The sequence below is a fragment of the Pseudoalteromonas sp. SG41-1 genome, assembly GCF_014164575.1.
In the GTDB taxonomy this organism is placed as follows: domain Bacteria; phylum Pseudomonadota; class Gammaproteobacteria; order Enterobacterales; family Alteromonadaceae; genus Pseudoalteromonas; species Pseudoalteromonas rhizosphaerae.
The window spans coordinates 29,080-53,842 of record NZ_JACJFL010000022.1 but is presented as its reverse complement, the minus strand read 5'-3'; the positions used below and the strand labels follow the sequence as shown (position 1 = coordinate 53,842).

At 40.8% G+C, this 24,763-nt stretch carries 20 protein-coding genes; 11 read left to right on the top strand and 9 right to left on the bottom strand.

What is annotated here, in order from left to right:
- Window positions 1-187: 187 nt before the first annotated feature.
- Together H5203_RS13255 and H5203_RS13250 are read left to right on the top strand one after the other, a co-directional pair.
- Entirely contained in the window at window positions 188-1,423 is a 1,236-nt protein-coding gene (locus H5203_RS13255; RefSeq protein ID WP_145234728.1) for a capsular biosynthesis protein, read from the top strand.
- Window positions 1,356-2,210, top strand: a complete 855-nt coding sequence (locus H5203_RS13250) for a sulfurtransferase (protein ID WP_182731307.1) — start codon at window positions 1,356-1,358, stop codon at window positions 2,208-2,210. Before H5203_RS13255 ends, H5203_RS13250 begins: the two co-directional genes overlap by 68 nt.
- On the opposite strand, the gene H5203_RS13245 is transcribed toward H5203_RS13250, so the two are convergent.
- The 3 genes from H5203_RS13245 to H5203_RS13235 form a co-directional block, all read right to left on the bottom strand.
- Window positions 2,179-3,723, bottom strand: a complete 1,545-nt coding sequence (locus H5203_RS13245; RefSeq protein WP_259401952.1) for a tetratricopeptide repeat-containing sulfotransferase family protein — start codon at window positions 3,721-3,723, stop codon at window positions 2,179-2,181. The genes H5203_RS13250 and H5203_RS13245 overlap by 32 nt on opposite strands.
- 64 nt (window positions 3,724-3,787) lie before the next feature.
- On the bottom strand, window positions 3,788-6,220 hold the full coding sequence (locus H5203_RS13240) for a TonB-dependent receptor (RefSeq protein ID WP_182819851.1): 2,433 nt from the start codon (window positions 6,218-6,220) through the stop codon (window positions 3,788-3,790).
- A gap of 170 nt (window positions 6,221-6,390) precedes the next feature.
- Entirely contained in the window at window positions 6,391-6,747 is a 357-nt protein-coding gene (locus H5203_RS13235) for a DUF5522 domain-containing protein (RefSeq protein WP_182761848.1), read from the bottom strand.
- Between the two features lie 57 nt (window positions 6,748-6,804).
- Between H5203_RS13235 and H5203_RS13230 the strand changes: the two genes are divergently transcribed.
- Window positions 6,805-7,131 carry a hypothetical protein gene (locus H5203_RS13230; protein ID WP_182819850.1) on the top strand — a complete coding sequence of 109 codons (327 nt, stop codon included), beginning with the start codon at window positions 6,805-6,807 and terminating at the stop codon, window positions 7,129-7,131.
- Window positions 7,132-7,284: 153 nt separating this feature from the next.
- Here the strand turns inward: H5203_RS13230 and H5203_RS13225 are convergent, their stop codons facing one another.
- Complete coding sequence (locus H5203_RS13225; protein ID WP_145234740.1) at window positions 7,285-8,253, bottom strand: class 1 fructose-bisphosphatase; 969 nt, start codon at window positions 8,251-8,253, stop codon at window positions 7,285-7,287.
- Window positions 8,254-8,414: 161 nt separating this feature from the next.
- On the opposite strand from H5203_RS13225, the gene H5203_RS13220 reads away from it, so the two are divergent.
- Together H5203_RS13220 and H5203_RS13215 are read left to right on the top strand one after the other, a co-directional pair.
- Window positions 8,415-10,844 carry a zinc-dependent metalloprotease gene (locus tag H5203_RS13220; RefSeq protein WP_182759627.1) on the top strand — a complete coding sequence of 810 codons (2,430 nt, stop codon included), beginning with the start codon at window positions 8,415-8,417 and terminating at the stop codon, window positions 10,842-10,844.
- A gap of 104 nt (window positions 10,845-10,948) precedes the next feature.
- Window positions 10,949-11,722, top strand: a complete 774-nt coding sequence (locus H5203_RS13215) for a YggN family protein (protein WP_149983146.1) — start codon at window positions 10,949-10,951, stop codon at window positions 11,720-11,722.
- A gap of 66 nt (window positions 11,723-11,788) precedes the next feature.
- On the opposite strand, the gene H5203_RS13210 is transcribed toward H5203_RS13215, so the two are convergent.
- Window positions 11,789-13,459, bottom strand: a complete 1,671-nt coding sequence (locus tag H5203_RS13210) for a methyl-accepting chemotaxis protein (RefSeq protein ID WP_182739842.1) — start codon at window positions 13,457-13,459, stop codon at window positions 11,789-11,791.
- 83 nt (window positions 13,460-13,542) lie between these two features.
- Window positions 13,543-14,241 (bottom strand): 16S rRNA pseudouridine(516) synthase RsuA, encoded by a 699-nt coding sequence (gene rsuA / locus H5203_RS13205; protein WP_182819849.1) that lies wholly within the window; start codon window positions 14,239-14,241, stop codon window positions 13,543-13,545.
- Between the two features lie 58 nt (window positions 14,242-14,299).
- Here rsuA and zapE point away from each other — a divergent pair, with 58 nt between their 5' ends.
- On the top strand, window positions 14,300-15,412 hold the full coding sequence (gene zapE, locus H5203_RS13200) for a cell division protein ZapE (RefSeq protein ID WP_182734533.1): 1,113 nt from the start codon (window positions 14,300-14,302) through the stop codon (window positions 15,410-15,412).
- A gap of 113 nt (window positions 15,413-15,525) precedes the next feature.
- Here the strand turns inward: zapE and H5203_RS13195 are convergent, their stop codons facing one another.
- Entirely contained in the window at window positions 15,526-18,552 is a 3,027-nt protein-coding gene (locus H5203_RS13195) for a TonB-dependent receptor domain-containing protein (RefSeq protein ID WP_182819848.1), read from the bottom strand.
- 571 nt (window positions 18,553-19,123) lie between these two features.
- Here H5203_RS13195 and H5203_RS13190 point away from each other — a divergent pair.
- Complete coding sequence (locus H5203_RS13190) at window positions 19,124-21,265, top strand: winged helix-turn-helix domain-containing protein (protein WP_182819847.1); 2,142 nt, start codon at window positions 19,124-19,126, stop codon at window positions 21,263-21,265.
- Window positions 21,266-21,272: 7 nt separating this feature from the next.
- On the opposite strand, the gene H5203_RS13185 is transcribed toward H5203_RS13190, so the two are convergent.
- Together H5203_RS13185 and H5203_RS13180 are read right to left on the bottom strand one after the other, a co-directional pair.
- Window positions 21,273-21,602, bottom strand: a complete 330-nt coding sequence (locus tag H5203_RS13185) for a 5-carboxymethyl-2-hydroxymuconate Delta-isomerase (protein ID WP_145234757.1) — start codon at window positions 21,600-21,602, stop codon at window positions 21,273-21,275.
- Between the two features lie 17 nt (window positions 21,603-21,619).
- The gene (locus tag H5203_RS13180) at window positions 21,620-22,207 is read right to left on the bottom strand and encodes an outer membrane beta-barrel protein (protein WP_182734536.1); all 588 of its coding nucleotides are present in this window, start codon (window positions 22,205-22,207) and stop codon (window positions 21,620-21,622) included.
- A gap of 104 nt (window positions 22,208-22,311) precedes the next feature.
- Between H5203_RS13180 and H5203_RS13175 the strand changes: the two genes are divergently transcribed.
- From H5203_RS13175 to H5203_RS13160, 4 genes are read left to right on the top strand one after another with little or no spacing between them, the layout of a single operon-like run.
- Window positions 22,312-22,782 (top strand): CreA family protein, encoded by a 471-nt coding sequence (locus H5203_RS13175; protein ID WP_182731318.1) that lies wholly within the window; start codon window positions 22,312-22,314, stop codon window positions 22,780-22,782.
- Between the two features lie 15 nt (window positions 22,783-22,797).
- Entirely contained in the window at window positions 22,798-23,580 is a 783-nt protein-coding gene (locus tag H5203_RS13170) for a hypothetical protein (protein ID WP_145234763.1), read from the top strand.
- A 2-nt stretch (window positions 23,581-23,582) separates the two neighbouring features.
- Window positions 23,583-24,206 (top strand): LysE family translocator, encoded by a 624-nt coding sequence (locus H5203_RS13165; RefSeq protein WP_145234766.1) that lies wholly within the window; start codon window positions 23,583-23,585, stop codon window positions 24,204-24,206.
- Window positions 24,207-24,240: 34 nt separating this feature from the next.
- Window positions 24,241-24,735 (top strand): gamma-glutamylcyclotransferase family protein, encoded by a 495-nt coding sequence (locus H5203_RS13160; RefSeq protein ID WP_145234768.1) that lies wholly within the window; start codon window positions 24,241-24,243, stop codon window positions 24,733-24,735.
- Window positions 24,736-24,763: the final 28 nt, after the last annotated feature.

Sequence of the window (24,763 nt, the reverse complement as noted above, 5' to 3'; positions counted from 1 at the left end):
GAATTAGATAACGCCATCTTATTTATTAAGTTTTACCGCCTATAATACAATTTTACTACAGTAAAATAAATCTATGTGATCTGCGTCTTTTAAGTAGCTAATAAAGTATTGTAACGCTTCATTCATAAATAAGTCATTATTACGGCTTAGTATTTATATCAAATATTAAAATTGGTATAAGCACCCTATGCACTTTTTATTCGTATCTCGTCGCAATGTACATGCTCGCTACTATAAAAAGTTAATCACTCAACTAAATTTAAGTGCTAGTTTACATATTTTTGGTAAGCCAATACTGCGTGCATTAAAGTACTTACCGGAGGCATTTAAAGCGTCTTTTGACGATATAATAGCTACTCAGATAAAGCGTAAACAAGCAAAGCATGCTATTTGGCATAGTTACTTGTTAATCTTACCTTATTACCTTCTGCTCAATTTTGTCGAGCGTTGTCGCTACGCTAAGTATTTGGCGTTACTTACTCGGGAAAAACCAACACATCTGGTTATTTGGAATGGTCATAAACTGCCTAATATCACAGTAGTAAAAGCGGCGAAAAAGCTAGAAATTAACGTTTTTTATTATGAAAATGGCTTGCTGCCAAATACTAGCTGTTTAGATCCTAAAGGTGTTAACTTTGCATCTGCAATTAAGCGTGATCGAAATTTTTACCTTAATTTTGAATCATCATATGCATCTGATTTAAGCGCTTTAGCGTTAATGCCTCGATCAAATCACAAAAAACGTAAAGCATTTTTACAGAGTAAGTTACCGCCAAGGTATATTTTCGTGCCTTTTCAGGTTCCCCATGATACGCAAATCGTTTGTTATTCGCCCTGGATTAATTCAATGGAGATGTTATTTACAGAAGTAATGACAGCGATTGAAAAACTAAATGATCCAGAGTTAAAAGTGGTATTTAAAGAACACCCCTCTTGGCATAAACACTATTCTCATTTATATAAAAAGCACCCTCAGGCAGTATTTGCCAACGGCAATGTGACGGCTGATTTAATAGAAAATGCACAGGCCGTGATCACGATTAATTCTACCGTCGGACTAGAGGCGTTATTGTTAGGGCGCCGTGTTATTACGCTTGGGCAGGCTTGCTATAACATTGATGAATTGGTTTTACATGCGCGCAATAATGAGGAGTTAAGTGAAAAAATATCGCAAATGAACCAAGGTTGGCAATTCAATGCTCAACTTAGAAATCAATTTTTCAATTATTTAAAGCATGTTTACAGTGTCCAAGGAAGGTGGCAAGATTGCTCAAAAGAACATGCTGATGCTGTTGAAAAACGTTTGTTAGGATTGGATGTTTTTTCTCAGCAAATTAATGAAGTAAAGGATAACAATGAAAAACATCGTAACTTGCCAGTGGTTGAACGAGCACTTAAACGACCCCAAGCTGATTATTTTTGATGCCGGTATGGTGCGTCCAGGTAAGCTGGGAGAGTATAAACCAGAAGCTAAGTTACCTAATGCGCAGCGTTTTGACTTTAAAAAGCAATTAGCCGATCAAGACAATCCGCTACCGCATACCATGTGCAGTGCGGAGCAATTTACTCAGCAGATGCAGTTAATGGGGGTTGATAAAGATTCCTTAGTTATCATCTACGAAGACCAAGGCTTATTTAGTGCTGCAAGAGGTTGGTGGATGTTTAAAGCCATGGGCTTTGATAATGTCAAAGTACTCGGTGGTGGCCTTGCTAAGTGGCAGTCGTTGGGTTATTTAACTCAAATTGAATATAGCCGCCATTATCATAAAGGTAACTTTGTTGCCAAACCGCGAGTTGGTTACTTTATTGATGCTGCTGCAGTCTTTCAGGGCATAGATGATGAACATACCGTACTACTTGATGCACGAGGTTATCAGCGTTATTTAGGTGAAATGGCAGAGCCGAGAGCTGGGATGCGCAGCGGCCATATTCCAAATAGCCGCGCTTTACCTTTTGTTGAATTATTGGATGATGGCGAAGCAAAACCATTCGCTGATATTAAAGCTGCTTTCGAGGCTGTACTTGGCGATCAAGCAGATCTGCAAACTACCTTGCAATTTAGTTGTGGCTCCGGCGTTACTGCATGCATCTTGGCGTTATTTGCCGATGAGTGCGGATATGAAAATCTGCATGTTTATGACGGCTCATGGAGTGAGTGGGGCGGCCGAGACGAACTACCTATCGAAACGGGTCCTTGTCCTTCGCGTTAAACGCAAATCCGTAGTGCTGCCAGTAATCAATGGCTTTATTATTGAGAGGCTGGCGTACTTGTACTTTGCTTGCTGTTGCCGACGGGCTATGTTGCTGATGAAAATCCAGACACTTAACTTGCCAAGGTAAATCACAAAAATCATAGAGCAGCTGCGTGCTTGTGATTGGCTCTGATACTAATGTTTCGTATTGCATAATCATCACATTATCCGGGTGTTTTGCTGCAAAATGATTTATCAAAGAGCTGTAATCTTGATAAAAACTATCGATGTCTTGCAGGTTATAGCTATAGTGATGAAACGCACTGGCTGGGCTGTACAGTTGGCGGTAATTAGCTATACAGCTAGCTTTTCGGCCTCGTTGCATGCAAATGATTTTAGCCTTCGGGAAAGCCGCTAAAATTAAATCGATATAGTAAAAATTAAATGGCTGTTTGTCGCAGCTGCGTAGCTGTGCTGCTACTAGTTGACTAATACGCTGTTTATACTGACTCAACTTCGCCATTAACGCAGCATTTTTATATGCGTCATTGAGCACCACGCTATTTAATGCCTGAGCATTATTACCTTGGCAAACCTGGGCAATATCATTGAGTTCACCAACACCTTGCACCAAATCTGATTGATTCATTATTTTTTCTAGCAAAGTAGTCCCTGAGCGCGGCATACCAACAATAAATATCGGAGTAAAATCGTTGTCGCTTAAGGACGGCGTATAACTGTGACTTAAGGTTATCAGTTGCTGGCTAAATGCTTTGTGAGCTTGCGCATCATATTTTACATGCTGACAGATCGCTTGCTTACTTGTAGTAAAGTGGGCAAAGGCTTGCTTATAATCAGCGCAGTGCTCGTAATTGAGTGCAATCGCATGGTGCAGAAATTGTTGCTGCATCGGCGTTTTAGCGTATTCGGTTAAAGTTAACAGCTGTTGTAAATGCTGCTTGGCCTGCTTGTTATTGTTAAGTTCAGCTAGCGAATAGTGAGCTTGAAAATGTTGCAGATACTGTTTAACAAGCATTTGTAGTAGCAGTATTGCATCACTAAATTGCCCCATTATTTTATATGCCACTGCTAAGTTATAACAGATTTGTGGATTTTCAGGAGCATGTTTATAGGCCCGTAATTGCCACTCGAGCGCCAGTGGATAATGGCCCAAACGAGTCAGTACATTAGCAATTAAATCGCATTCAATAACTTCATAATATGGATGTTTTATTGCTTCAGTTATATATTGCTGCGCATCTAACAGCTGCCCGCGCAGTACGGCAAATTTGGCTGAGTGAGCAAAATATAAAGGTAGGGGCTCAATACTAATCGCCTTGCTTAAGAGTTTATTTGCTTTGCTTATATCATTTGCTGCAACATTTACTTGCGCTAGCAAAAAATAGCTAAAGTGATCATCTGGTGTGTTTTTAATATTACTGATCAGTAGTAAGTGCGCGTCATTAAGCTTGCTATGATTAATAGCGTGCTCAATTTGTTGTTGTAGGTTTTTTTGTATCGATGTCAGCATGGCAATAAGCATAAAAGCCTTGGCGTAAAACACCAAGGCTTTTTTAATTTATAGATAACCGTTATTACAGTTCAAAGTTATACGTAAACTTCATGCCGATAGTACGCGGCGCTGTAGTGTAGTGACCATACACACGCTGTAGTTCAGGCAGCTCTTTATTTAGCTCTTCATATTTTGCCATACCTGCCCATGATTTATCACGGCGTACCGAAGTAAAGGCATACTTATCGAACAAATTATCAACATAAATAGTGGCAGACCACATATCACCCGTTAGCTTGGCTGATAGATTACTCAATGCATAGCCTGCAAGTGTTTCACCATCGGCTTTTAAGCCAACTTTAGTGATCACATCACTTTGCGCGGTCATACCGTAGTTAATGCTCAGTAGTTTATCGTCTAGTACATCTTGTTCATAACGCAGGCCGAATGAAAGCTGATGCTCAGGCGCGCCTGGTAAGCGGTCGCCGTCAGTACCATCGTAGTATGCTTGATACTGTGTATATTTTTTATCTAATGTACCTAATAAACCTGGTGCATCCTCGGTTAGTTCAGCTTTTGCATAGGCGTAAGTTGCGTAGGCCGTCCAGTTATCAGCAATTATAGCGCGAGAAGAAATTTCCACGCCTTTTGAATTAGCTGCTCCGGCATTAGAGGTAATTAGCTCTTGACCATTTACCGTTGCAGTACCAACTTGCGCATCTTTCCAATCAACATTAAACAATGCCGCGTTAAAGTGTAGACGATTTTTAAACCAGCTCGATTTAAAACCAAGTTCATAGTTAACGGTGGTATCTGGTTTATAATCTTCTTCATTCGGAAGAGCACAAACAATTTGTTGTTCCGGTAGTACGTCAGGACAAGGGGCAATGCCGTTACCACCGCCGATTCTAAAGCCTTCACTTACGGTAAAATAAGCAAGCACTCCTGAATCAAAGGTGTAGCTGGCATTAAATTTAAATAGATTACCGTTGTCGCTAGCGCTAACGTTTTCCATTGCTAAATCGTTAAGAGATTCAAAGTCACCTGAATACAGTGGAGTCGCTGAACCTGCCGTGGTTGATACATCATATTCATAGAAACGTGCACCAAGTGTCACGTTAAATTGATCGGTAAACGCATAACCTACTTCACCAAATAGCGCTTTTTCAGTGGTCTCAGAATCACTGACTAAAATATACTCGAGATCTTGTTGTAGATTAGGAATATCATCGCCCCAAAACTCAGTTAAACCGGGTGTGTATTCGCGATCGTCTGAGTGAGTTTTAAGCTTGTTGTAGTAACCACCGACAATCCAGTTAAAAGCGCTATCAGAGTTAGACACTAAACGAATTTCTTGAGTGAAACTATCACGTTTTGATGTATCCAAGGTTTGCGCAACAAACGCTGGAAATTCTGCATAACCAGTCCATATGTCGTAAAGCAAATCAGTTTGATCACGTTGTCCAGATTGCTCATAGCTTGACCAACCAGAGGCAGATACAAGTTCAGCAAAACCTAAATCCGCTTTAATTTCCAAGCTTAATAAGTCGTTTTCTTCTTCACCAGGCTCAAGTATCCGCGCGGCATTTTCATACTGGCCAACCATCCCTTGTAGGCCACTGCTGTCACTTAATGAATTATATTGCGATGTAGAATTACCGCCATTTTCTTGTTTTTGATAAAAATAGTTTAGCGTTGCTTCTACTGCTTCGTTGGCTTGCCAACGCAGTGACACACGACCTGTGGTAATTTGCTCATCATTTACATCACTGACACTGCGCAAGTTAGCACTGACATCTTGTGGGTTGGTAAAATCAGGGTTTGGGTTTGATACGCCTGGGTTTTGTACTACGAAGTTATAATCGATATAACCTGGGTTGGTGTAGTAATTGACGCTAGCGCGAATAGCCAATACATCGTCAATTAACGGCGTATTAAATACTAAACCAAACTCACCGCCAGTGCCGTCACTTTCGTTTAAGCTAAACACATCACCAGTGACTTGGCCTTCGGTAATATCGAGCTGAGGTTGTTTTAATAAGTAACGAATTGCACCACCTAATGTTCCCGCTCCGTATAATGTACCTTGTGGACCGATAAGCACTTCAACACGGTCTACGTCTGTTAACCGTAAATCAATATTAAGTGGAATCTCACCCACGTAAGTGGCAACTGTACCACCATCAGAAATACGATCTGAAGTATTGGTATTTAAGCCACGGACAATAATTGGTGAACCTTCACGGCCACCTTGATCAGAAATAGTTAAACCTGGCACCCAGCGTGCCACATCTTCAAGATCACCAATGTTTTGATCTTTGATCACATCACCATCAAGGGCGGTAATATTAAGTGGTGCCTCTTGCACTGAGCCCGCACGACGAGTCGCGGTAATTTGAATTGTTTCTATTGCTTTGTCTGCTTGGGTTGTTGACTGCGCAGCAGCAAGATGGTGGCTATTAAATAAAATAGCAGAAACAGCTGATGCAAGAAGTGCTGGCCTAAAGGTGTTCATGTTCATTTTCCGAATAAGTTACAGTGATTTTATGCTTAAAAATCAAGCCAAGTTGATTATTTAAACAAAATACATTGGATATTTAGTGAATTTATATCCAATTATAGTGTATTTTTATTCTTTACGTCATGCTTTATTTGTATGTTTATGCCGTTATTTTGAATAAATATCTAAGTGTTTTTGTAAGGACAGTTTTTACAGTTGTTTTTACAGCACTTTCCGCGCTTTAAGAAAAACCAACGACTGAATACCATATAACTATTTTGCATTTCATAATCGAGGTGTTCGATTAAATTATCGTTACTGTGAAAAGGCTTTGCGAAAGTAAGTTGTTCTTTGAGAGGGCGTTTATAGAGAGTATTTAGAAATTGGTTCATTTTCGCCAAGATACAATCTCTGCATAAACAGCTGGTGGTTGTGCTATCAAGCGGTAAAATAGCAGGCAGCTCATTGCACCAACAGGCATTGATATCATCAACATTGCAGTTAAGAGTAGCTTGGCATTGCGAGCAGGCTAAAATAGTCATTAGATATATTTTAATCTTCAATGAAATAGTCAGTTACAGGATAACAGATAATTAAAAATGAACAGAGCACAAGCGTTAGCAGAATTTGTCACTTTTGGTAAATACAAAGACGAGGCAATAAGTATTATTGTTGCATCAACAATAGATAACCAAGGCCCAATTTACATATTGACGCTCGCAACTGTTTTGGATGTGCTCACTCGCTGCCAAGCAGATGAGATTGATTTAGACGATCTGGAGTTGTGGGCGAATGTTATAGAATCTAGAACCGACATCGACTATAGCGCCGTCGAAGGGGTTATCTATGCCCTCAGCAACAGCGAACAAATGGGCGAGCTTGATAAGAGTAAAGTTGCGAAGTTGGTTGAATTATTAGCAAGTTAGTAGGGGCTAGGTTCTAGGGATATTGCGGCTAACTTCGCCTTGATATGGATGAAAATAAAAAACGCGGCATAAAGCCGCGCCTACGATGTGATTGTTATCTGAGGAAATTACTTTCCTAGAGCCTTTTACCTAGCTCCTCTATCCTAAAGTCTATTACTTATGATATCCCAAGCAGGTTTCTACTTCGTTTTTCGAACCTAAAATCACCGCTACGCGTTGGTGGATAGCGTCGGGTTGAATATCCATAATGCGTTCTGTGCCAGTTGAGGCGATGCCGCCGGCTTGCTCGATCAGCATAGCCATTGGGTTTGCTTCGTAAAGTAGGCGTAGCTTATTTGGTTTGTTTGGATCTTTAGTGTCGGTTGGGTAGGTAAAAATACCACCGCGACATAACACGCGATGAACATCACCGACCATGGCGGCAATCCAGCGCATGTTAAAGTTACGCGCTCGTGGGCCTGTTTCGCCAGCCATTAAGTCATTTATGTAGTTTTGCATCGCAGGCTGCCAATGGCGTTGATTTGACGCATTGATGGCGTATTCGTTGGTCTCTTCTGGTACTTGGGCAAAATCTTGAGTTAATAAGAAGCTGCCGTGTGTTTTATCTAGCGTGAAGAAACGAGTACCTTTGCCAGTCGTTAATGCAAGCACTGTAGATGGGCCATATAATACATATCCCGCAGCGACTTGGCTTTTACCCGGTTGCATAAAGATACTTTGATCTGCAGGATCTGAGCCTTCAGGCGCTTTCATTACTGAGAAAATAGTACCAACCAGTGAATTGATATCGGTATTTGATGAGCCATCAAGTGGGTCAAACGCAACGATATATTCTGCATTCGGGTTACCAGCTACTGTGTAGTCTTCTTCTTCTGAGGCTATCGCTTTTACGTAGCCTGACTCCAGTAAAATATCTTTAAGTAGTTGGTTGGTCAGAACATCGAGTTTCTTTTGTGTTTCGCCTTGAATGTTTTCATCAAGCGTTGAACCTAGTACACCGGACAGGGCACCTTGGCCGACGCGGAATGAAATTTCTTTACAGGCCGCTAAAATCGTTCTGATCAATGAGATTAACTCTCTAGGGCAACCGTCTTCAAGTAATACCGGAGGTAGTCTACGCATTCTATTTTCCTGATAACGTTATGGGCCATGATAATCATAGGGTGAGAGGGATCATCACAGCAAGCGCTGAATTTCGTCTTAAATAACTGTATTTTAGGTGCAACATCCTATACTGGACACACCTTAACCGTATTTAAAACGCGAATAACAAAGATAAGATTATGCAAAAAATACCATTGATACGTTACATACTCTTTACTGTGTTGCTAACTATGATAACCCAAGCGCACGCAGCAATTAAGTCTATTAATGATTTTACTGAACAAATGAATCATTTTCCGGGCTACTTCTCTTTTTATTACGACACTCAAAACGGTAAAATTTATTTAAAAGTTGATAAACTCAAGCAGCAATTTTTATTACAGCAAAGCTTGCCTTATGGTGTCGGCTCTAACGATATTGGCCTTGATCGCGGCCAGTTAGGCAATACGCATCTAGTACAGTTTGAGCGCTTTGGCGATAAAGTGATGTTACGGGCTATTAATACCTACTACCGTGCAAATACCAGCAATAAAGCCGAACAAAAAAGTATTCAAGAAGCCTTTGCATCAAGTATTTTAGCGGGTTTTAAAGTGGTTGCACAAAGCCCGCAAGCTGTCTTGATTGATTATACGCCCTATTTACTGAGCGATGTACATGGTGTGGGTCGAACGCTTGCTGCACGTAAACAAGGCAATTTTAGCCTTGATGAAAGTCGCAGTGCAGTAAATATGGATCGCTCAAAAGCGTTTATGAAAAATACTGAACTTGAAGCTGTGCTGACATTTAATGGCACTCAACCGGGTGAGTATATTCGTCAGGTCAGTGCTGACCCTTACGCATTAACCGTGCATATGCATCACTCTTTAATACAGTTACCTGATGATAATTACACGCCACGTGCGTTTCATCCGCAATCAGGTTATTGGAGTATTGAACATAAAGATTATGCCGCGCCATTAAGTGAATCAATGTTGGTACGTTATATTCCGCGTCATCGTCTAGCGAAAAAAGACCCAAGCTTACCTATTAGCGAACCCGTTGAGCCGATTATTTATTATTTAGATCCTGGCGTACCAGAGCCGGTAAAAACAGCGTTACTCGATGGCGCAAAATGGTGGGATGATGCGTTTTCTCAAGCGGGTTATAAAAATGCATTTATTGTTAAAGTGTTACCAGATAACGCGGATCCTATGGATGTGCGTTATAACGTGATCCAGTGGGTGCATCGTGCAACGCGCGGTTGGTCTTATGGCAGCTCGGTGATCGATCCGCGTACAGGTGAGATTTTAAAAGGTCACGTTACATTAGGCTCACTGCGTGTGCGCCAAGATATTTTAATCGCTGAAGCACTTGCAGCGCCTTATTTAGAAGGTAATGAAGTGGCAAAAACGTTACAAGCAATGGCACTTGATCGTATTCGCCAGCTCAGTGCTCACGAAATTGGTCACACACTTGGTATAGCGCATAATTTCTCTGCGTCAGTGGCTGATCGTGCTTCGGTGATGGATTATCCGCACCCACTAGTGGGCTTTAATGACCAAGGTGAACTCGATGTGAGCCGAGGTTATGCACAAGGTATGGGGCAGTGGGATACGCAAGTTATAAAGTACGGTTACAGTGATTTTCGTAACCTTGATGAAGATGCAGAACTAAGTGCAATTTTAGCGGATAACCAAGCTAAAGGGCTGGAGTTTATTTCTGATAGTGATGCACGAGCGCAAGGTGGCGCGCATCCAACAGCACATTTATGGGATAACGGCAGTTCGCCAAGTGAAGAGCTATTAAGAGTGCTTGACGTAAGACAACAAGCACTCGCTAAATTTGGTATTAACAATATCAAAGAAGGAACCTCACTATCTCAGCTAGAAGAGATGCTGGTGCCGCTGTATTTATTCCATCGTTATCAGGTCGAGTCTGCTGTAAAACTGATTGCAGGTGTTGATTATGATTACGAAGTACGTGGTCAAGGTATGGTAAAAGGTGCACAAGTTGTTGCAAAGGCAACTCAACAGCTCGCTTTAAAGGCCATCTTAACTACCTTAAATGCTGACAATTTAGTATTACCAGAATCAGTGTTAGCGCTAATTCCACCCAAGGCCTATGGCGAATCTAAAAGCCGAGAAAGCATTGTTGGCCGCACTGGCTTAACCTTAGATGCAATGGCGCTACCCGAAGTGGCTGCACAACATAGTTTAGCGTTATTGCTAAATAGCCAACGATTAAATCGTTTAGCACAGCAACAAGCGCGCAGTGATGCATTTTTTAGCTTAGATGAACTGCTTGCAAAGGTTTATCAGCAGGTGTTTTTGATTCAGAGTAAAAAAGGCATGGCAGGCAAAATCACTCAGCGGGTGCAGTTATTAACAGCAAAGCAGTTTGCTGATTTAGTCGCCAGTGATAAAGTTGCTCCAGAGGTGCAAGCTCAGTTGCGTTATTACTTAGTAAAACTGAGTAAGGCGTATCAGCAAGAGTCTTTACTTAGCAGTGCTGATGTTGGTGAAAGTGCGTTTAAGCAATACTTAGCCGATCAAATTAAACAGTTTCTGGCTACCGGCAATTGGCCTACAAATTTTACTGCATTACCAATCCCACCAGGATCACCAATTTAAATGTTATCTATAAGGCCCTAGAAGCTAGGGCCTAGTTTCTCTTGCATAAAACTGGTTTTTTGTTAACCTAACCGCCTTCCATTTTTAGTCTTTTTGAGGTGTTTATGGCGTTTTTATCTCGTTCGATATTGGCGATGTCCATAGCACTATCAAGTCTTAATGTCAGCGCTAAAGCCGTGTGCGAAGTTGAGCTAAGGCATGGTTTGATCATCACTGATGATGTCATTCGTATTGTTGATAAGGGCCAAACCCGCGTACAAATAAATAATGATAATCAACTCTTTATCCGTGGCTATTGGATTGATCTAACGTCAGATGAAACCCTAGTGTTAAAACAGTTTAGCGCGGGTATTCGCGATACGGTGCCTGAGTTGGTAGAGTTGGCAACTGACGGTGTTAATCTTGGCTTAAGTGCGATAGAGCAAGTTGTTGAAGGTATGTCGGACAAAGAGTCGGAAGTGCTAAAAACGCAACTGCAATATGTTGAGCGCGCTTTAATGGATAAATTTAAACGCGGCGATGATTTCTTTTTTATTGCCCCACAATCACTATCCAAAATTGATGATTTTTTTACCGAAGAGATCAGTCAAAAAATTCACTCTGCAGTTCATGGCTCTCTCGGCGCTATTTTAGTTTCTCTAGGTGATGCATTTAAGTCCCGCGAAGGTAATATTGAAGATCGTATCAATGACATGGGACAGCGCATGGATATTATTTCAAAAGAAATCGATAAGTCATTGCAGAAAAAAGCTCAACAGTTAGAGTTAAAAGCCTCAGAATACTGTGAATGTTTAAACTCGCTTGATGTCACCGAATCACGATTACAAATGATAGTACCAAGTATGGCTGATTTTGATTTAGTACAAATTAAATCTTAACTTAATCAATTCAATTAAAAAGCCCGCGTAATTAACGCGGGCTTTTTAGTTTTAGGTAACCAATTACTAGGATCTAAACTTGCCGGTTTCAGCTTCTAAATCGCTAGTCAGCCCTTTTATCAAGTCCGTTGCGGCATGGGCTTGATGCGATAGGTCTGCGGTCTGTGAGGCGGTGTCAGAGATGGTCACAATGCGTCTTGCTGTGTCTTCCCCTGCATCGAGCTGCTCTTTAGCTGCAATGGCTATTTGATGGCTCATTTGTGCTATGGCACTCAAAGATGCAGCAACACGCTGCAACTCTTCACTGGCATCTTTAGATTTCGCTACGGTTTGTTCACTGGTGGCAATACTTAAGTTAACTGAAGTTTTTGCATCTTTAGTGGCGGATTGTAATTTACCGATCATAGTACGAATTTCTTCTGTGCTAGTTTGCGTGCGCTGCGCTAGTTGACGTACTTCATCCGCAACGACCGCAAAGCCTCTTCCTTGTTCACCGGCACGGGCAGCTTCAATGGCTGCATTGAGTGCTAACAGGTTAGTTTGCTCGGCAATACTTTGAATAACAGTAAGCACATTTGCAATATTATTTACTTCATCATCAAGGAGTTGGATGTTATTACCAGCGCTGTCAATTTGTTGCTCTAAAAGAGCTATGGTATTTGCTGCCTCAGCAGTTAAATGACTGGCATTTTGTCCTTGGCTTTCGGCTTCTTGTACTGAAAAGGCGGCTTGCTCGGCATGCTCAACCACTGTTTGCGCAGAGGCTGTTAGCTCAGTGATAGCTGATGCGACCATATGGGTTTCTTCGTTTAGGCTGCGGGTCAGTTTATCAAGCTCAGTTGAGCGGGATTCGTTATCTAAACTCTGATTTTTTAGACTATCAGTAACATCTTTAATACTGCCAACTACACCCCGTAGCCCTTGTTGCATATAGTGCATGGCAGCAATAATGCTTTCAGGTTGGGCGTCAGTACGAATATGCGAATTTAAGTTACCACGAGAAACTTGCTTAACAATACCAATTACCTCAGTGACTTCACCGCCTAACGCGTTGCTTAAAGAAATACCAAAGCGAGCAATTGCAGCAGTTAAAGCAAGGGCAATAAGTAGTGATAAACCTAGTAACCATTTAGCGGTATTCCAGTAACGCTGATCAACTTCTTTTTCGCTGATCCCGGTACCAACATACCAACCAAAGTAAGGGGTTTTTTGTACCACAGAGGTTAGGTCAACGGTTTCACCATCACGGACAGAATCCCAATGATAAGTAATAATTTTGTTGGTTTGATTACCGACTAATTGTTCAACCATACGACCAATACTGTTACCGCTGGCATCTTTGAAATCATTAAAACTGGTGTTGTGTAGCTGCGGATCGTGCGGTGTGGCAATAAAGTCGAGTTTATCATTCACTACGTACACATATTCACTGTCGTGGTATTTGTTTTCACGCAACATTTGCGTGGCAAAGTCACGCGCTTGTTGCTCGGTTAGTTGCCCATTTTTAGCAAGTAACTCAAATTGCTCGACAATATTTGTCGTGCTTTTCATGAGTTGATTGATACGGGCAATATTATCGTTTTCACTAGCGTGACGAAGAGATTGTAAGCCCAGTAATGCTATAGCATTGAGTGCTATAAACATTGCTCCAGCGAACAAGATTATTTTAGTTCTTAATGCTAAACCTGACAGCACATCGAGCCCCTTATTATTGTTATGACCATGATTTTCTACCATGTTTGTCGGCCAGATGTTAGCTTTAATTAACAATAATATGGGAATTAGACGTGACTTTTACTCAAGTTTCCATTACGGGTAAATTAAAGCGTGATTTCTGCTGCGCTTAAGAGTCGATATTCTCCGCTAGCAAGAGCCTCATCAAGCTCGATATTTGCTACTTTTTCTCTATGTAATTCAACGACCTTATTGCCTACTGCAGCGAGCATGCGTTTAACCTGATGATATTTACCTTCGCAGATCGACAGACGCATACGATATGTGGCAAGTTGCTCTGCAATTGCGGGTCTGGTTAGTTCTTTTTCGTTGTGTAATTGCACTCCTTGGCGAAGTTTTTCCAGCGCATCATCCGTTAGAGGTTCTTGTGTTTCAATCAGGTAAGTCTTAAATTTGTTATGTTTTGGGGAGGTGATTTTATGTGACCAATCGCCATCATTGGTAATGATCACAAGCCCAGTTGTATCGAGATCAAGCCGACCTGCAACATGAAAATCACTCATGTTAGGTTCATCGAGTAAATCAAATACCGTTGGGTGTAACTCGTCACTGTTGGCGCATACATAACCGACCGGTTTATTCAGCATATAATAGCGTTTACCTAGAAAAACTAGCGGCTTACCTTGCCATAATACGTTATCTGTCGCTGTGATTGGATGATCATAAGCGCTGATCACCTCGCCATTTACGCTGGCATTTTTACGCTTTATTCCTGCTCTCGCTTTGGTGCGTGGCGTTTCTGCTAGATGGCTAATAAATTTATCTAGGCGGCAAGGGAATTTCATTGGGTTCACACTTCTAGTCGACTACAATGGCGGCGAGTATAACGGATCGTGATAACGCATGACAGTACACAGTGGACAAATATTAGCATATTATCAACAGCAAATAGCCACCGGTAAATTGCAATTTGATGATGCCCAATTAGCAGCGGTGAATGCACTAGACAATCTCGCAATTGCCATTGATAAACCGCATCATTGGTGGCAAAAATCGGTATCTTTGCAAGGCATTTATTTGTATGGACCTGTTGGACGGGGTAAATCGATGCTAATGGATGTGTTTTTTGAGACTGTAGCAATTAAACAAAAAACACGTTTACACTTCCATCATTTTATTGCTCAAGTACATACTCGTCTAGGACAGTTGCAAGGGGTTAAAAACCCGCTGGATAAAATAGCAAATGAGTGGTCAGAAACGCTTAAATTAATTTGTTTTGATGAGTTTTTTGTCTCTGATATTGGCGATGCTATGATCATGGCCGGCCTATTTAAAGCCTTGTTTGCCAAAGGCATCATTTTGGTTGCTACGTCAAATTGTCAACCTGAGCAGCTTTATTATAACGGCTTGCAGCGAGCGCGCTTTTTACCCACCATAGCGTTAATTAAAGCGCATTGTCATATTATTAATGTCACAGGCTCTGTTGACCACCGATTTCGTTTTGGTAAGCACGCAACTCATTATTTTAACAGCTCGGCTAACTCTGAACTGGATGCTGATTTTTTGGCTTTTGCAGATAACTTACAAACAGCAACTGATATTTCTATTTACGGGCGTAAACTGGCGTGTTTAAGGCTCAGCAATAATGCCATTATGTTTGATTTTATGGCGTTGTGCTCAGGCCCGCGTAGTACCGCTGATTATATTCATTTAGCAAAGTACTATCAGCGTGTGTATATCTGTAATGTGCCAGTAATGGGCGCTGCGGCAACAGGTAAGCAAATAGTGCATGGTATTGAAGATAGCTATCAGCGTGAAAAACAAGATTTACAAGAACATACACTAGACGATGAAGCGCGACGCTTTATTGCTTTAGTGGATGAATTTTACGACCGTGGCAAGTTATTGATACTGAGTAGCGAGGTTGGCATTGCTGATTTATATCAAGGTAAAAAGCTGGCATTTGAATACGCACGCACCGAGTCAAGATTAATAGAAATGCAAAACTGGTTCTAGGTTTAAATAAAAAAGGTACGTTCTTGCGATACGTACCTTTGACAACAACCTAGTAGTTATAAAACTAACGAATCATTAACACTTCGTTAGCAATAAATTTTAGACGCTATCATTTAAAAACTATATTGCGCACCTAAATACATATAACGACCAGTACCACCGCCATATCCACTGTAATAATTACCGTTGCCACTTGGGTAGAATGCGCCTTTATTATCAAATATATTATTAATTCCACCAAACACGCGTAAGTCGCTGTTTGAAGTTAAGGCCATAGTGTAAGAAGCTGATAAACTATGCTTTATATATGAGCCGTAGTCTTGATAAGCAAGAGGCTCTGGGTTGGAAATACAGTCTGCACTTGCAGCGGCACAGTTTTCATTGTTTTCTAACACGGCCGTTAGGTAATCTTTTTCATCTTGTTGATCGGCTTTAAAAGAGCCCAAAAAGTTGGTACGCCAACGAATACGCAAGTCATCCAAACTCCATGCAATTGACATCGCGGCTTTGTCTTTACTGCGACCATATCCAGCATAATGAGTAACTACGTTATTGCCATCTAAACCTTCATAGGTTTGTGAGTTTTCAATAACGTGATTGTAGTCAAGCTTTAAAGATACTTCGCCATAACTACCAATATCAAAATCATAAGTCGCGACTACATCATAACCACGGGCTGTCAGCTCATCTAAATTATATTCACGCTGTAGAATTTTGATAATGTTACCTTCGTTATTTCGGGTGATATCATTACAGAACTCATTATTGCTACCCCAAGCTGCTTCAGAATCGTAACATTCATTCATAATATTTTCATTACTGATCTCATCAATCGCATCAATAATGGCAATATCGTAGTAATCGATGGCGAGATTAAAACCACGGAAAAACTCCGGTGATAGTGTTACACCAAAGGTATAGGTATCGGCCGTTTCTTCTTTAAGGTTAGGGTTACCTGTACCTGGAGAATAATTGTTATCTTCGCTGTCGAATTTAAAGTTAGGATCCTCAGCTAGCTGTTTAGCAAGAGTTGGCTCTAAACGACAATTATCATGACCTGGCTTAGTTGAGGTCGCCGTTAAGCCATCACAAATATCATCATATGAGTCGAAATCGCCACGCGGTGGAGACATCAATTCGGTAATCGTTGGAGCGCGCTGTGCGCGAGCATAATTTGCGCGTACCATGTAGCCATCAACTGGCTGCCATAGTAAACCTAGTTTATAGCTGGCTACAGTATTGACGTTTTCCATGCTGTAATTAGCTAAGCGTAACGAGGTTTCAGCGGATAAGCTTTTTGCAAGAGGGGCATCTTTTAGTAGTGGAATCGCCAATTCTGCAAAGGCTTCATAGACTTCAACTTCACCATAAAACGAAGGAACAACGTTAAACGTAATACCGCCAACTTTCATGTCCTCACTGGTATCTAAGCTTTGGCTATCTTTACGATATTCGCCACCAAATACCGCAGAAACACTCCCTGCTGGTAATTCAAATAAATCACCTGTGATGTAACCCATCACTGTATATTGCTGAATCTTTGTATCAATAATCGGGTTGCTACGGATCCAGTCGGCCATATTTGGAGTAATTGAACCTTCACCAAATAGATTGATTGGTACACAGCCTGCTGCACGGGCTGCTTCATCTATACATTGAATAGAGCCATCAGCAAGTTTCTCCGCTTGTAATGCTTGATTTAAATTTATTACATTCAGTTCATTATTACGGATTTGATGCTGTTTAAATTGCCCATATCCGGCTGATACATCCCAATCCCATTGGTGATTAAACATAGTACCTTGTAGGCCAGCCCATGTCCGGATAGTGGTACGGTCATTATCAGTACTGATATTACCGACTTCGCCAAAGCGACGATCCCAATAAATGCGGTCTTTGTATGGATTTGCGTCTAAGATTTGTTGTGGCACATACGGGTTATTAATTGGAATGTAGCCCGGTGCGATATCTGCGATTGGATCGCCTGTTACAGCATCATAACGCGGTACGAATGCACCCTCATATTCATCTTCAGGTGACTTACTGTTGAACGAGCCACTTTTACTATATTGCAGTTGGAAGTAACTCATGATGTCGTCGCTGATATCAAAATCGATTTTTACAGCTGTTGACAGGTTATCACTTGGTACATCCAGCATTACGTACTGATTTGAGTTAATACCGTATATTTCTTCATTGCCTTTCCAGTCATCACGCAGTGTTTGACCGTCATACCAAAATTGCGTTTCGTTGTTATTGTTTTCTAGAAAAACGCCGCCTAAGGTGCCATCACTTTTACTTACCCAATCAGCTTGAGTAATGTCACGCATACATTTAGAGCCACTTTCGGTCATCATTTGATTGCACATAAGAGTGTTATTATAGCTATGTGCGGCTTCTATTTTTGCACGATCGCGATCATAGTAACTAATGCCAAAATCGCGGTCCCAGTTAGCACTAAAAAACACATACCCTTTATTATTAGCAAATGAATCGCCGTAGTTTAAATCAAGAGTAAACTCTTTGCCGCCACCTTCAGTGGTTTGGCCACCACGAGCCTGAAAATCAAAGCCTTCTTTTTTTGATTGGGTAATTATATTGACGACCCCAGCGACTGCATCGGCTCCATAAGTTGCAGATGCGCCACCACTGATTATTTCAACACGTTCAACCATGCCACTTGGAATGGTATTTAAGCTTACATAGTTACCGCCGTAGCTATTTGACACTACACGGCGACCATCAATAAGAGTAAGGGTACGATTAGCGCCTAAGTCACGTAATTGAACGGTTGAAAGGCCAGTGCCAGAAATACTCGATTGACTTGTATTGTTGCCTATACTTTGGCTAAGTGCAGGCATGTTATCAACAAGAACATCAGATAAGTTACCTAAACCAGTGTCTTGAATCGCCGCGCGATCCATAGTCACTAGTGGTGTGGCAACAGAAAAACTATCACGCTTTAAGCGAGAGCCAGTCACCACTATTTTTTCAGGGGCTTCTTGTTTCTCTTCTTTTATCGTTGTTTTATTTGGCGTTAATTGATGTTCAATTTGTTTATCATTTGCAATTAATTGGCCTGAAAAGCTTGCTGTGATCGCCAGTGCTAATGCGCATTTTTTTGTTAATATACTGCTCACAGATTTCCCTTACATATTGAATCTTGATAAAACTAATGTATTAGTAATCTTTGAAGGGCAGTTCAAAGTACAGCAACTAATGCATTAGCGAATGGGTTTATACCCAAACCAGCTCAGATGTGAGTTTCAGTTAGAATTAAAAGCGATTTAGGCAAGGCATTGATTGGCTCTATTGTTAAAATCAATAACGAAGTATAAATCCGCTTTTAAACCAACCCTTTGGGCGTTTCACAGACACTTACTCTCTTGTTAAAAGGGACTGTCATTGTTGCAAAGTAACGCCTTGATATTAAGCTCCTGTAAAACACTGAATTCTGCATCTTGAGGTGATTTGGGTATATTCGTGAGTTGTTTTAAATAATCGTGAACAAAAACACAATGAAAGGTATCTCGTTTATATCCCTATTTTACATCTATTTTATATCTATTCCTTTATTATCATATGGTTGAGTTTATTCAATCGAATGGTTGGTAAATTGTAATTATGCTGTCTATCGCGTTATTTTGCTTTTTGTGCCAATAAAAGGTTAACCTTCTAGACTTCTAAATATAAGGTGTAAATACGTTATTTATGAAAACTAACCAGTCATTTTCCTTAGGGCAGTGCGAAGTTAATACAATTGAAAATAAGCTGTTATGTGGTGAGAGTGAATGTGTATTGCAACCTAAATTTGTCGAGTTGCTGTGTTTTCTTGTTATGCGTTATCCAGAACTTGTTACTCGTGAAGATCTAATCGATGGTGTCTGGGATGGTAATCAATTTGTCGGTGAAAAAGCGCTGACCAATGCAATCTGGCATTTGCGTAAAACCTTTAAAGAACTAGACCCTGCTCATGCTTATATTGCTACAGTTCGCAAAACAGGCTATCGCTTGGCACAGCAACCAGTATTTTTAGATAATCAAAAGCTAAAACCAGAAGTAAAGCCGCAGTTAACGCAAATAAAAAAGAGTAAACAAGTACTTTTTAGTAGTGTTAAAATTGCAGTCATGGTGGCTACCGTTATGATATGTCTTGCGTTTTTTTATTTTAAGCGGCAAATTCCGAGTCTTGAGCCGTTAAAGTTCACATCTTTATCTGAACATGTTGAAACCATTACCACGAGCCCAGGTCGGGAGTTATTTCCGGCAATTTCAAATGACAGCCATTTTATTGTTTATTCTTGGCGTCGCCCTGGACAGCAAGCAAACCTTTATCTTCGAGATTTATTTTCACCTGAACAAGCGGCTATAGCCTTAACTGAGAGCTCATTTCTTGAGGGGCGTGCTGTATTTAGTCATGATTTAAATAATATATTTTATTATCGGCGAGATGAGCAAAGGCAGTGTGAAATAGTTAAACAAAATTTAACGACAGCAGTAACAAGGGTGTTGGCAACATGCGGTCAAGGCCGAAGCACCGATCTTGATATTAACGCCGCAGGTAATCAGCTGGTATTTATCAGTGATGATAAAAATGATCACGCACAAACACAGCTAAATATTGTTGATCTTCAATCAAATGAGTTAGCAATAACACGAGTGCCTTGCTCTGGGAACTGTGATTTTAATGATGAATCAGTGGTATTTTCGCCGGATGGTAAACAGCTCGTGGTATCGCGAAATTTAGCCTCCGGCTACGAAGAGCTATTTTTAGTTGAAATTGCTACTGGCAATGCTAAGCAATTGACCTCGGGATTTGTTGATATTCGTGGTGTGGATTGGCACCCGAGTAAAGATTTGTTGGTTTTTTCTGGGGTTGATCAAGGTAAGCGGCATGGTTATTTTTATGAATTAGCAACTGGGCGCTTAGTTGATGCGCACATTGACGGATTAAGTTATCCAGAATATAGCCAAGACGGCAGTTTGTATTTTCACCAATGGGATATCGACTCTACGCTGATGCGAGTTGAAACAAATAATGTGGTGGCGAGCTCTCCATTTCCTGTTTTATCTACACATTTTAATACGCGTTTTCCTGATTACAGTGCTACTAAAAATAAATTGGTATTTGTGTCAAATGAATCAGGCACGACAGAGTTGTGGATTGCCAATAAGGATGGCACGCAACGCAAGAAACTAACTCAGTTAAATGCCACTATTTATAGTCCTGTTTGGTCACCAGATGGACGTTATATAGCATTTGTCGTATCTAAAAATGAAGTGAATAGCCTTCGAATTTATGATTTTAATTCACAAAGTAGCAGCCAAATAAATACAGGCCTTAATTATCATGGCAAACCAAGCTGGGCGCCGGATAGTAAGAGTATATTGACCTCAAATAATAATGAGTTATACCGGTTTAATCTCAAAGGCGATAATTTAGGTAAAGCGATTGAGCAATCAACAATGTATGCGTATGAGGATAAGCATGGAGCGTTAATTTTTGCAGATATTGCAGCCAAACAATTATGGATAAAACAGCCTGATAGTGGCCATGCGCAATTACTTGTTGAATCTATTAATTTGTCTAATCATTCATCTTGGTACTATGTTGAGGGAGCAACTCAGGCGTTATCAAGAGTATATTACTTCAATGTAGAACGGGACGATTACCGTTTGAGTTATTATGATTTTTCTACGCAAAGTCAGCATGATTTGATGCGTTTACCTGAGCGTGCATTTAGCCGCAGCTCAGGTTTGACCTATATCGAAAATATAGGCTGGTTAGTGTATACCTCGTATAAATCACCACAAATTGATATTAAGCGTATTAAAGCTGAATATTTACCCTAGAGGCTGTTTAACACTTTCGGTAAATTTCGTGTTCCATATCGTGAACGTTAACGCTTAAGCTGTCTGATTCTCGGCAGTATATTTTTAAACAGTCTAACAACTGCTCGCTGAGTTGTTGCTTTTGTTTAATCGTACGTCCTTGCATAATGTGTGCGCCAATATGGATAAAACCTTCCTTACCATCGCCCAATTGATAATGTGTATAGGCTATAGCGCGAGTTTTGATCGTTGCTAATTCAAACAAGCCACTGTTAAACGTTGCTTGATGAATTTTTTCAACCAATACCTGCGGTAATACCGGTAAATCTTCAGAATGTTCAATGATGATATGTGGCATGTTATCTATTTGCTCCCCTAAAAACGATATGTGAAACCTAAGCTGGTTTGAAACTGATTGAGTACATCACCATCAAAATGCCACAAGCATTGCTTGTTTTCGTCTGTTGGTAATGCACATGAAACGTTACTGGCATTATTGACGATTGTTGCAAGCCAGCGAGTTTCAAATAAGATGCGAGCTTGATCGCTAAATAAGTATTCTAAACCGCCATACAGGCCGCTGGCAAAGAAAGTATCAGAGCTGGCGAAGTTAGGACTTATGTAATTTGCACCAATTTGTGCGCCGACATAACTATTAATGTGGTTGCTTAAAGGGACTTCAACAGCACTTTGAAACATAAAATACTGCATTTCAACGTTTTTATCAGGGGAGGATTGAAAGTCACTTTCGGTGTTTGAAAAGTAAAAACCATAACGAGCTGAGTCAATTGTTCTATCAATACTAAAAGCAAGATGGTTACTATCTTTGAGCTCTATAGCTAAACCGTTTTTAGTTTCTAATGATTGATTAAAGCTTTTACCAGTATAAAGACTCAGTGAGTAACCAGCTAACGCACTCTGACTTACTAACAGTAAGCACAGTAAAACAAATACTTTTTTCATGGTGTCGTGCTCGTTGTTGTGATTAATTTAAGTTAGTATTGAAACATAGCTGAATATTAAATGTAAGCCACGAATCGTTTACCCCTACATGGAGCAAGTAATATATGAAACCTATAATGATAGGTGTATTGACAGGTTTATTGATCACCTTAGCGGGCTGCTCTGATGATGTTGCATCAGTTAGTTTGGGATTATTTACCACTAAAGATATTAAAGTTAACTCGCAACAAGACCCGTTAGTAAAAGGTGTAACCTGTCATATTAGCCATATCGAAGCAAACTTAGATTTTGCTGATCCGTCTGATATGTCTATTGCGTGTCGCCAAACAGGACCAATTACTGCCGACCAATTACAAGCGATTGACCGTAGTAAGTCGGGTGAGGTGGTATTTAAATCATCAAAAAGTATTTTATTTAAATCATTAAAAGTGCGTCGAATTTATGATGCGCAAACGCGAACTCTGTTATATCTGTCGTATTCAACTAAAGAGTCAACCGGCAGTCATCATCATGCGTTATCCACTGTGCCATTGTATAACACCCAAGCATGGGCATGGGCACAAGAGCAAGAATAAGCAAAAGAGCAAACTATGTTAGCGTTATTTAAAAGCAAACCTTTATTAGATGAACAAGAGCAGCAATGGCTGATTGATACTTTTGTGTGGGCGGTGGAAAATTTTGACAGCGATTATTTCATTAATAACTCGCAATTAGTTTTGCCAAACCACCAATGCTTTCCCGATGCGGTTTCAAGCATTGAAGAAATGGCCAGTAAAGTGTTTGAGCGAGTGGTTGGCTATGCGGGGCTGCAAGCTTGGCCAATTACGCTGGTGGCTCCACAGCAATTGCAGCCGCAAGTATTTCCTCATTTTGCTTTTAGTAATCAGTTACGTGGTGATAATAGCCAATTAATTGTGCCGCCAAGCCATACGGTTAATGTGTCATTTAATCCAAATCAAATTAATCAGCCACAAGATTTAGTGGCCAGCTTTGCCGGTACTTTAGCGACAATTATGATCCACCATGTGGGCGTGTTACCACCAGGCGGTAAAGAGTTTTTACCACAGGCCGCCGATGCCGTGGCATGTTTTTTAGGTTTTGGGGTAATGATGAGCAATACGGTATATCAGTTTAAAGGGGGCTGTGGCTCGTGTTACAACCCCTATGCGAACAGGCAAGCTGCACTTAGTGAACCGCAAACCTTATTTATGCATGCCCTTATTTGCCACTTTAAAGGCTATAAAGATTCTAAAAAGCATTTAAAGCCGCACTTACGCAGCCAATTCAAAAAGGCGCAAAAAGAAATAAAAGCCTTAGTTAATAGTACTGCTAATCCGTTGTTGTTAGCGCTTGATGATAAAAAAGCGGGGTAATCGTGGCTTATTTAGATGAGTTTTTATTGATTGCACTGGCGCACTTTTTTGCTGTAGCAAGCCCCGGCCCAGATTTTGCCATTGTGCTTAAACAAAGTGTTCAGCAGGGGCGTCGTAATGCATTGTGGACCAGCTTTGGGGTAGGCCTGGCTATTTTATTACATGTTAGTTATTGCTTACTCGGGGTTGCGGTTTTATTAACGCAATCACCAAACGTATTTATGGCATTAAAATATTTAGCGGGTGCATACTTGGCCTACATTGGTGTGCAAGCGCTTAGAAGTGCTAGACCGGCGCCAGCGCAGCAAGAAACTGTTTTTCAATCTCAAGGTGTTGAATCCAGTTGGATTGCATTTCGTCGCGGCTTTTTAACCAATGCGTTAAACCCAAAAGCCACGTTATTTTTTATGTCGTTGTTTACTTTAGTGATCAGCCAATCAACGCCATTAATTGTGCAAGCAGGCTATGGGCTGTATATGGCATTGGCAACGTGGGCGTGGTTTTCGTTTCTATCCTTGGTGCTATCAAAGCCTAGTGTTCGCGGTTTTTTTCAAAAAAGTGGCTATTGGTTTGACCGTGGTATTGGCGTGATTTTGATCGCTCTAGCAATAAGAATTGTAGTGTAAGTGTTGTTTTAACAGAAATCTGTAGTAGGTGAATATGGCTGTATATAATTTTTCGTTTGGTTCAAATATGTCGTCGAGTCGTTTGTTGGCGCGTTTACCAAACGCTACTCGTATTGGTACGGCAATACTAGCCGGTTACGAGTTAACCTTTGATATGGTAAGTACTGATGGCTCAGGAAAAGGCAATGTACGCCCATCAAATGATAAGAACGCGCAAGTATATGGCGTGGTATATCAACTCAATGACGCAGAAAAAACGATTTTAGACGCCATCGAAGGGCCTCGTTATGACTGCGTAGATATTCAAGTAACATTACTTGATGGGCAACAAGTAGCGGCGCATTGTTATATTGCCAACACCACTGATGCTCAGATACTGCCTTACGATTGGTATATGCAGCACGTTCATCGCGGTGCGCTTGAAGCTGGTGTGCCAAATGCGTACAGTGATGCCATAAAGTCTCGGCCAACCTGCCAAGATAGCGACAGTGCGCGTGCAGCCATTGAGTTTGCTGTACATCAAAAATAAAAACTAAAATGATAACTCCAAGGATTGT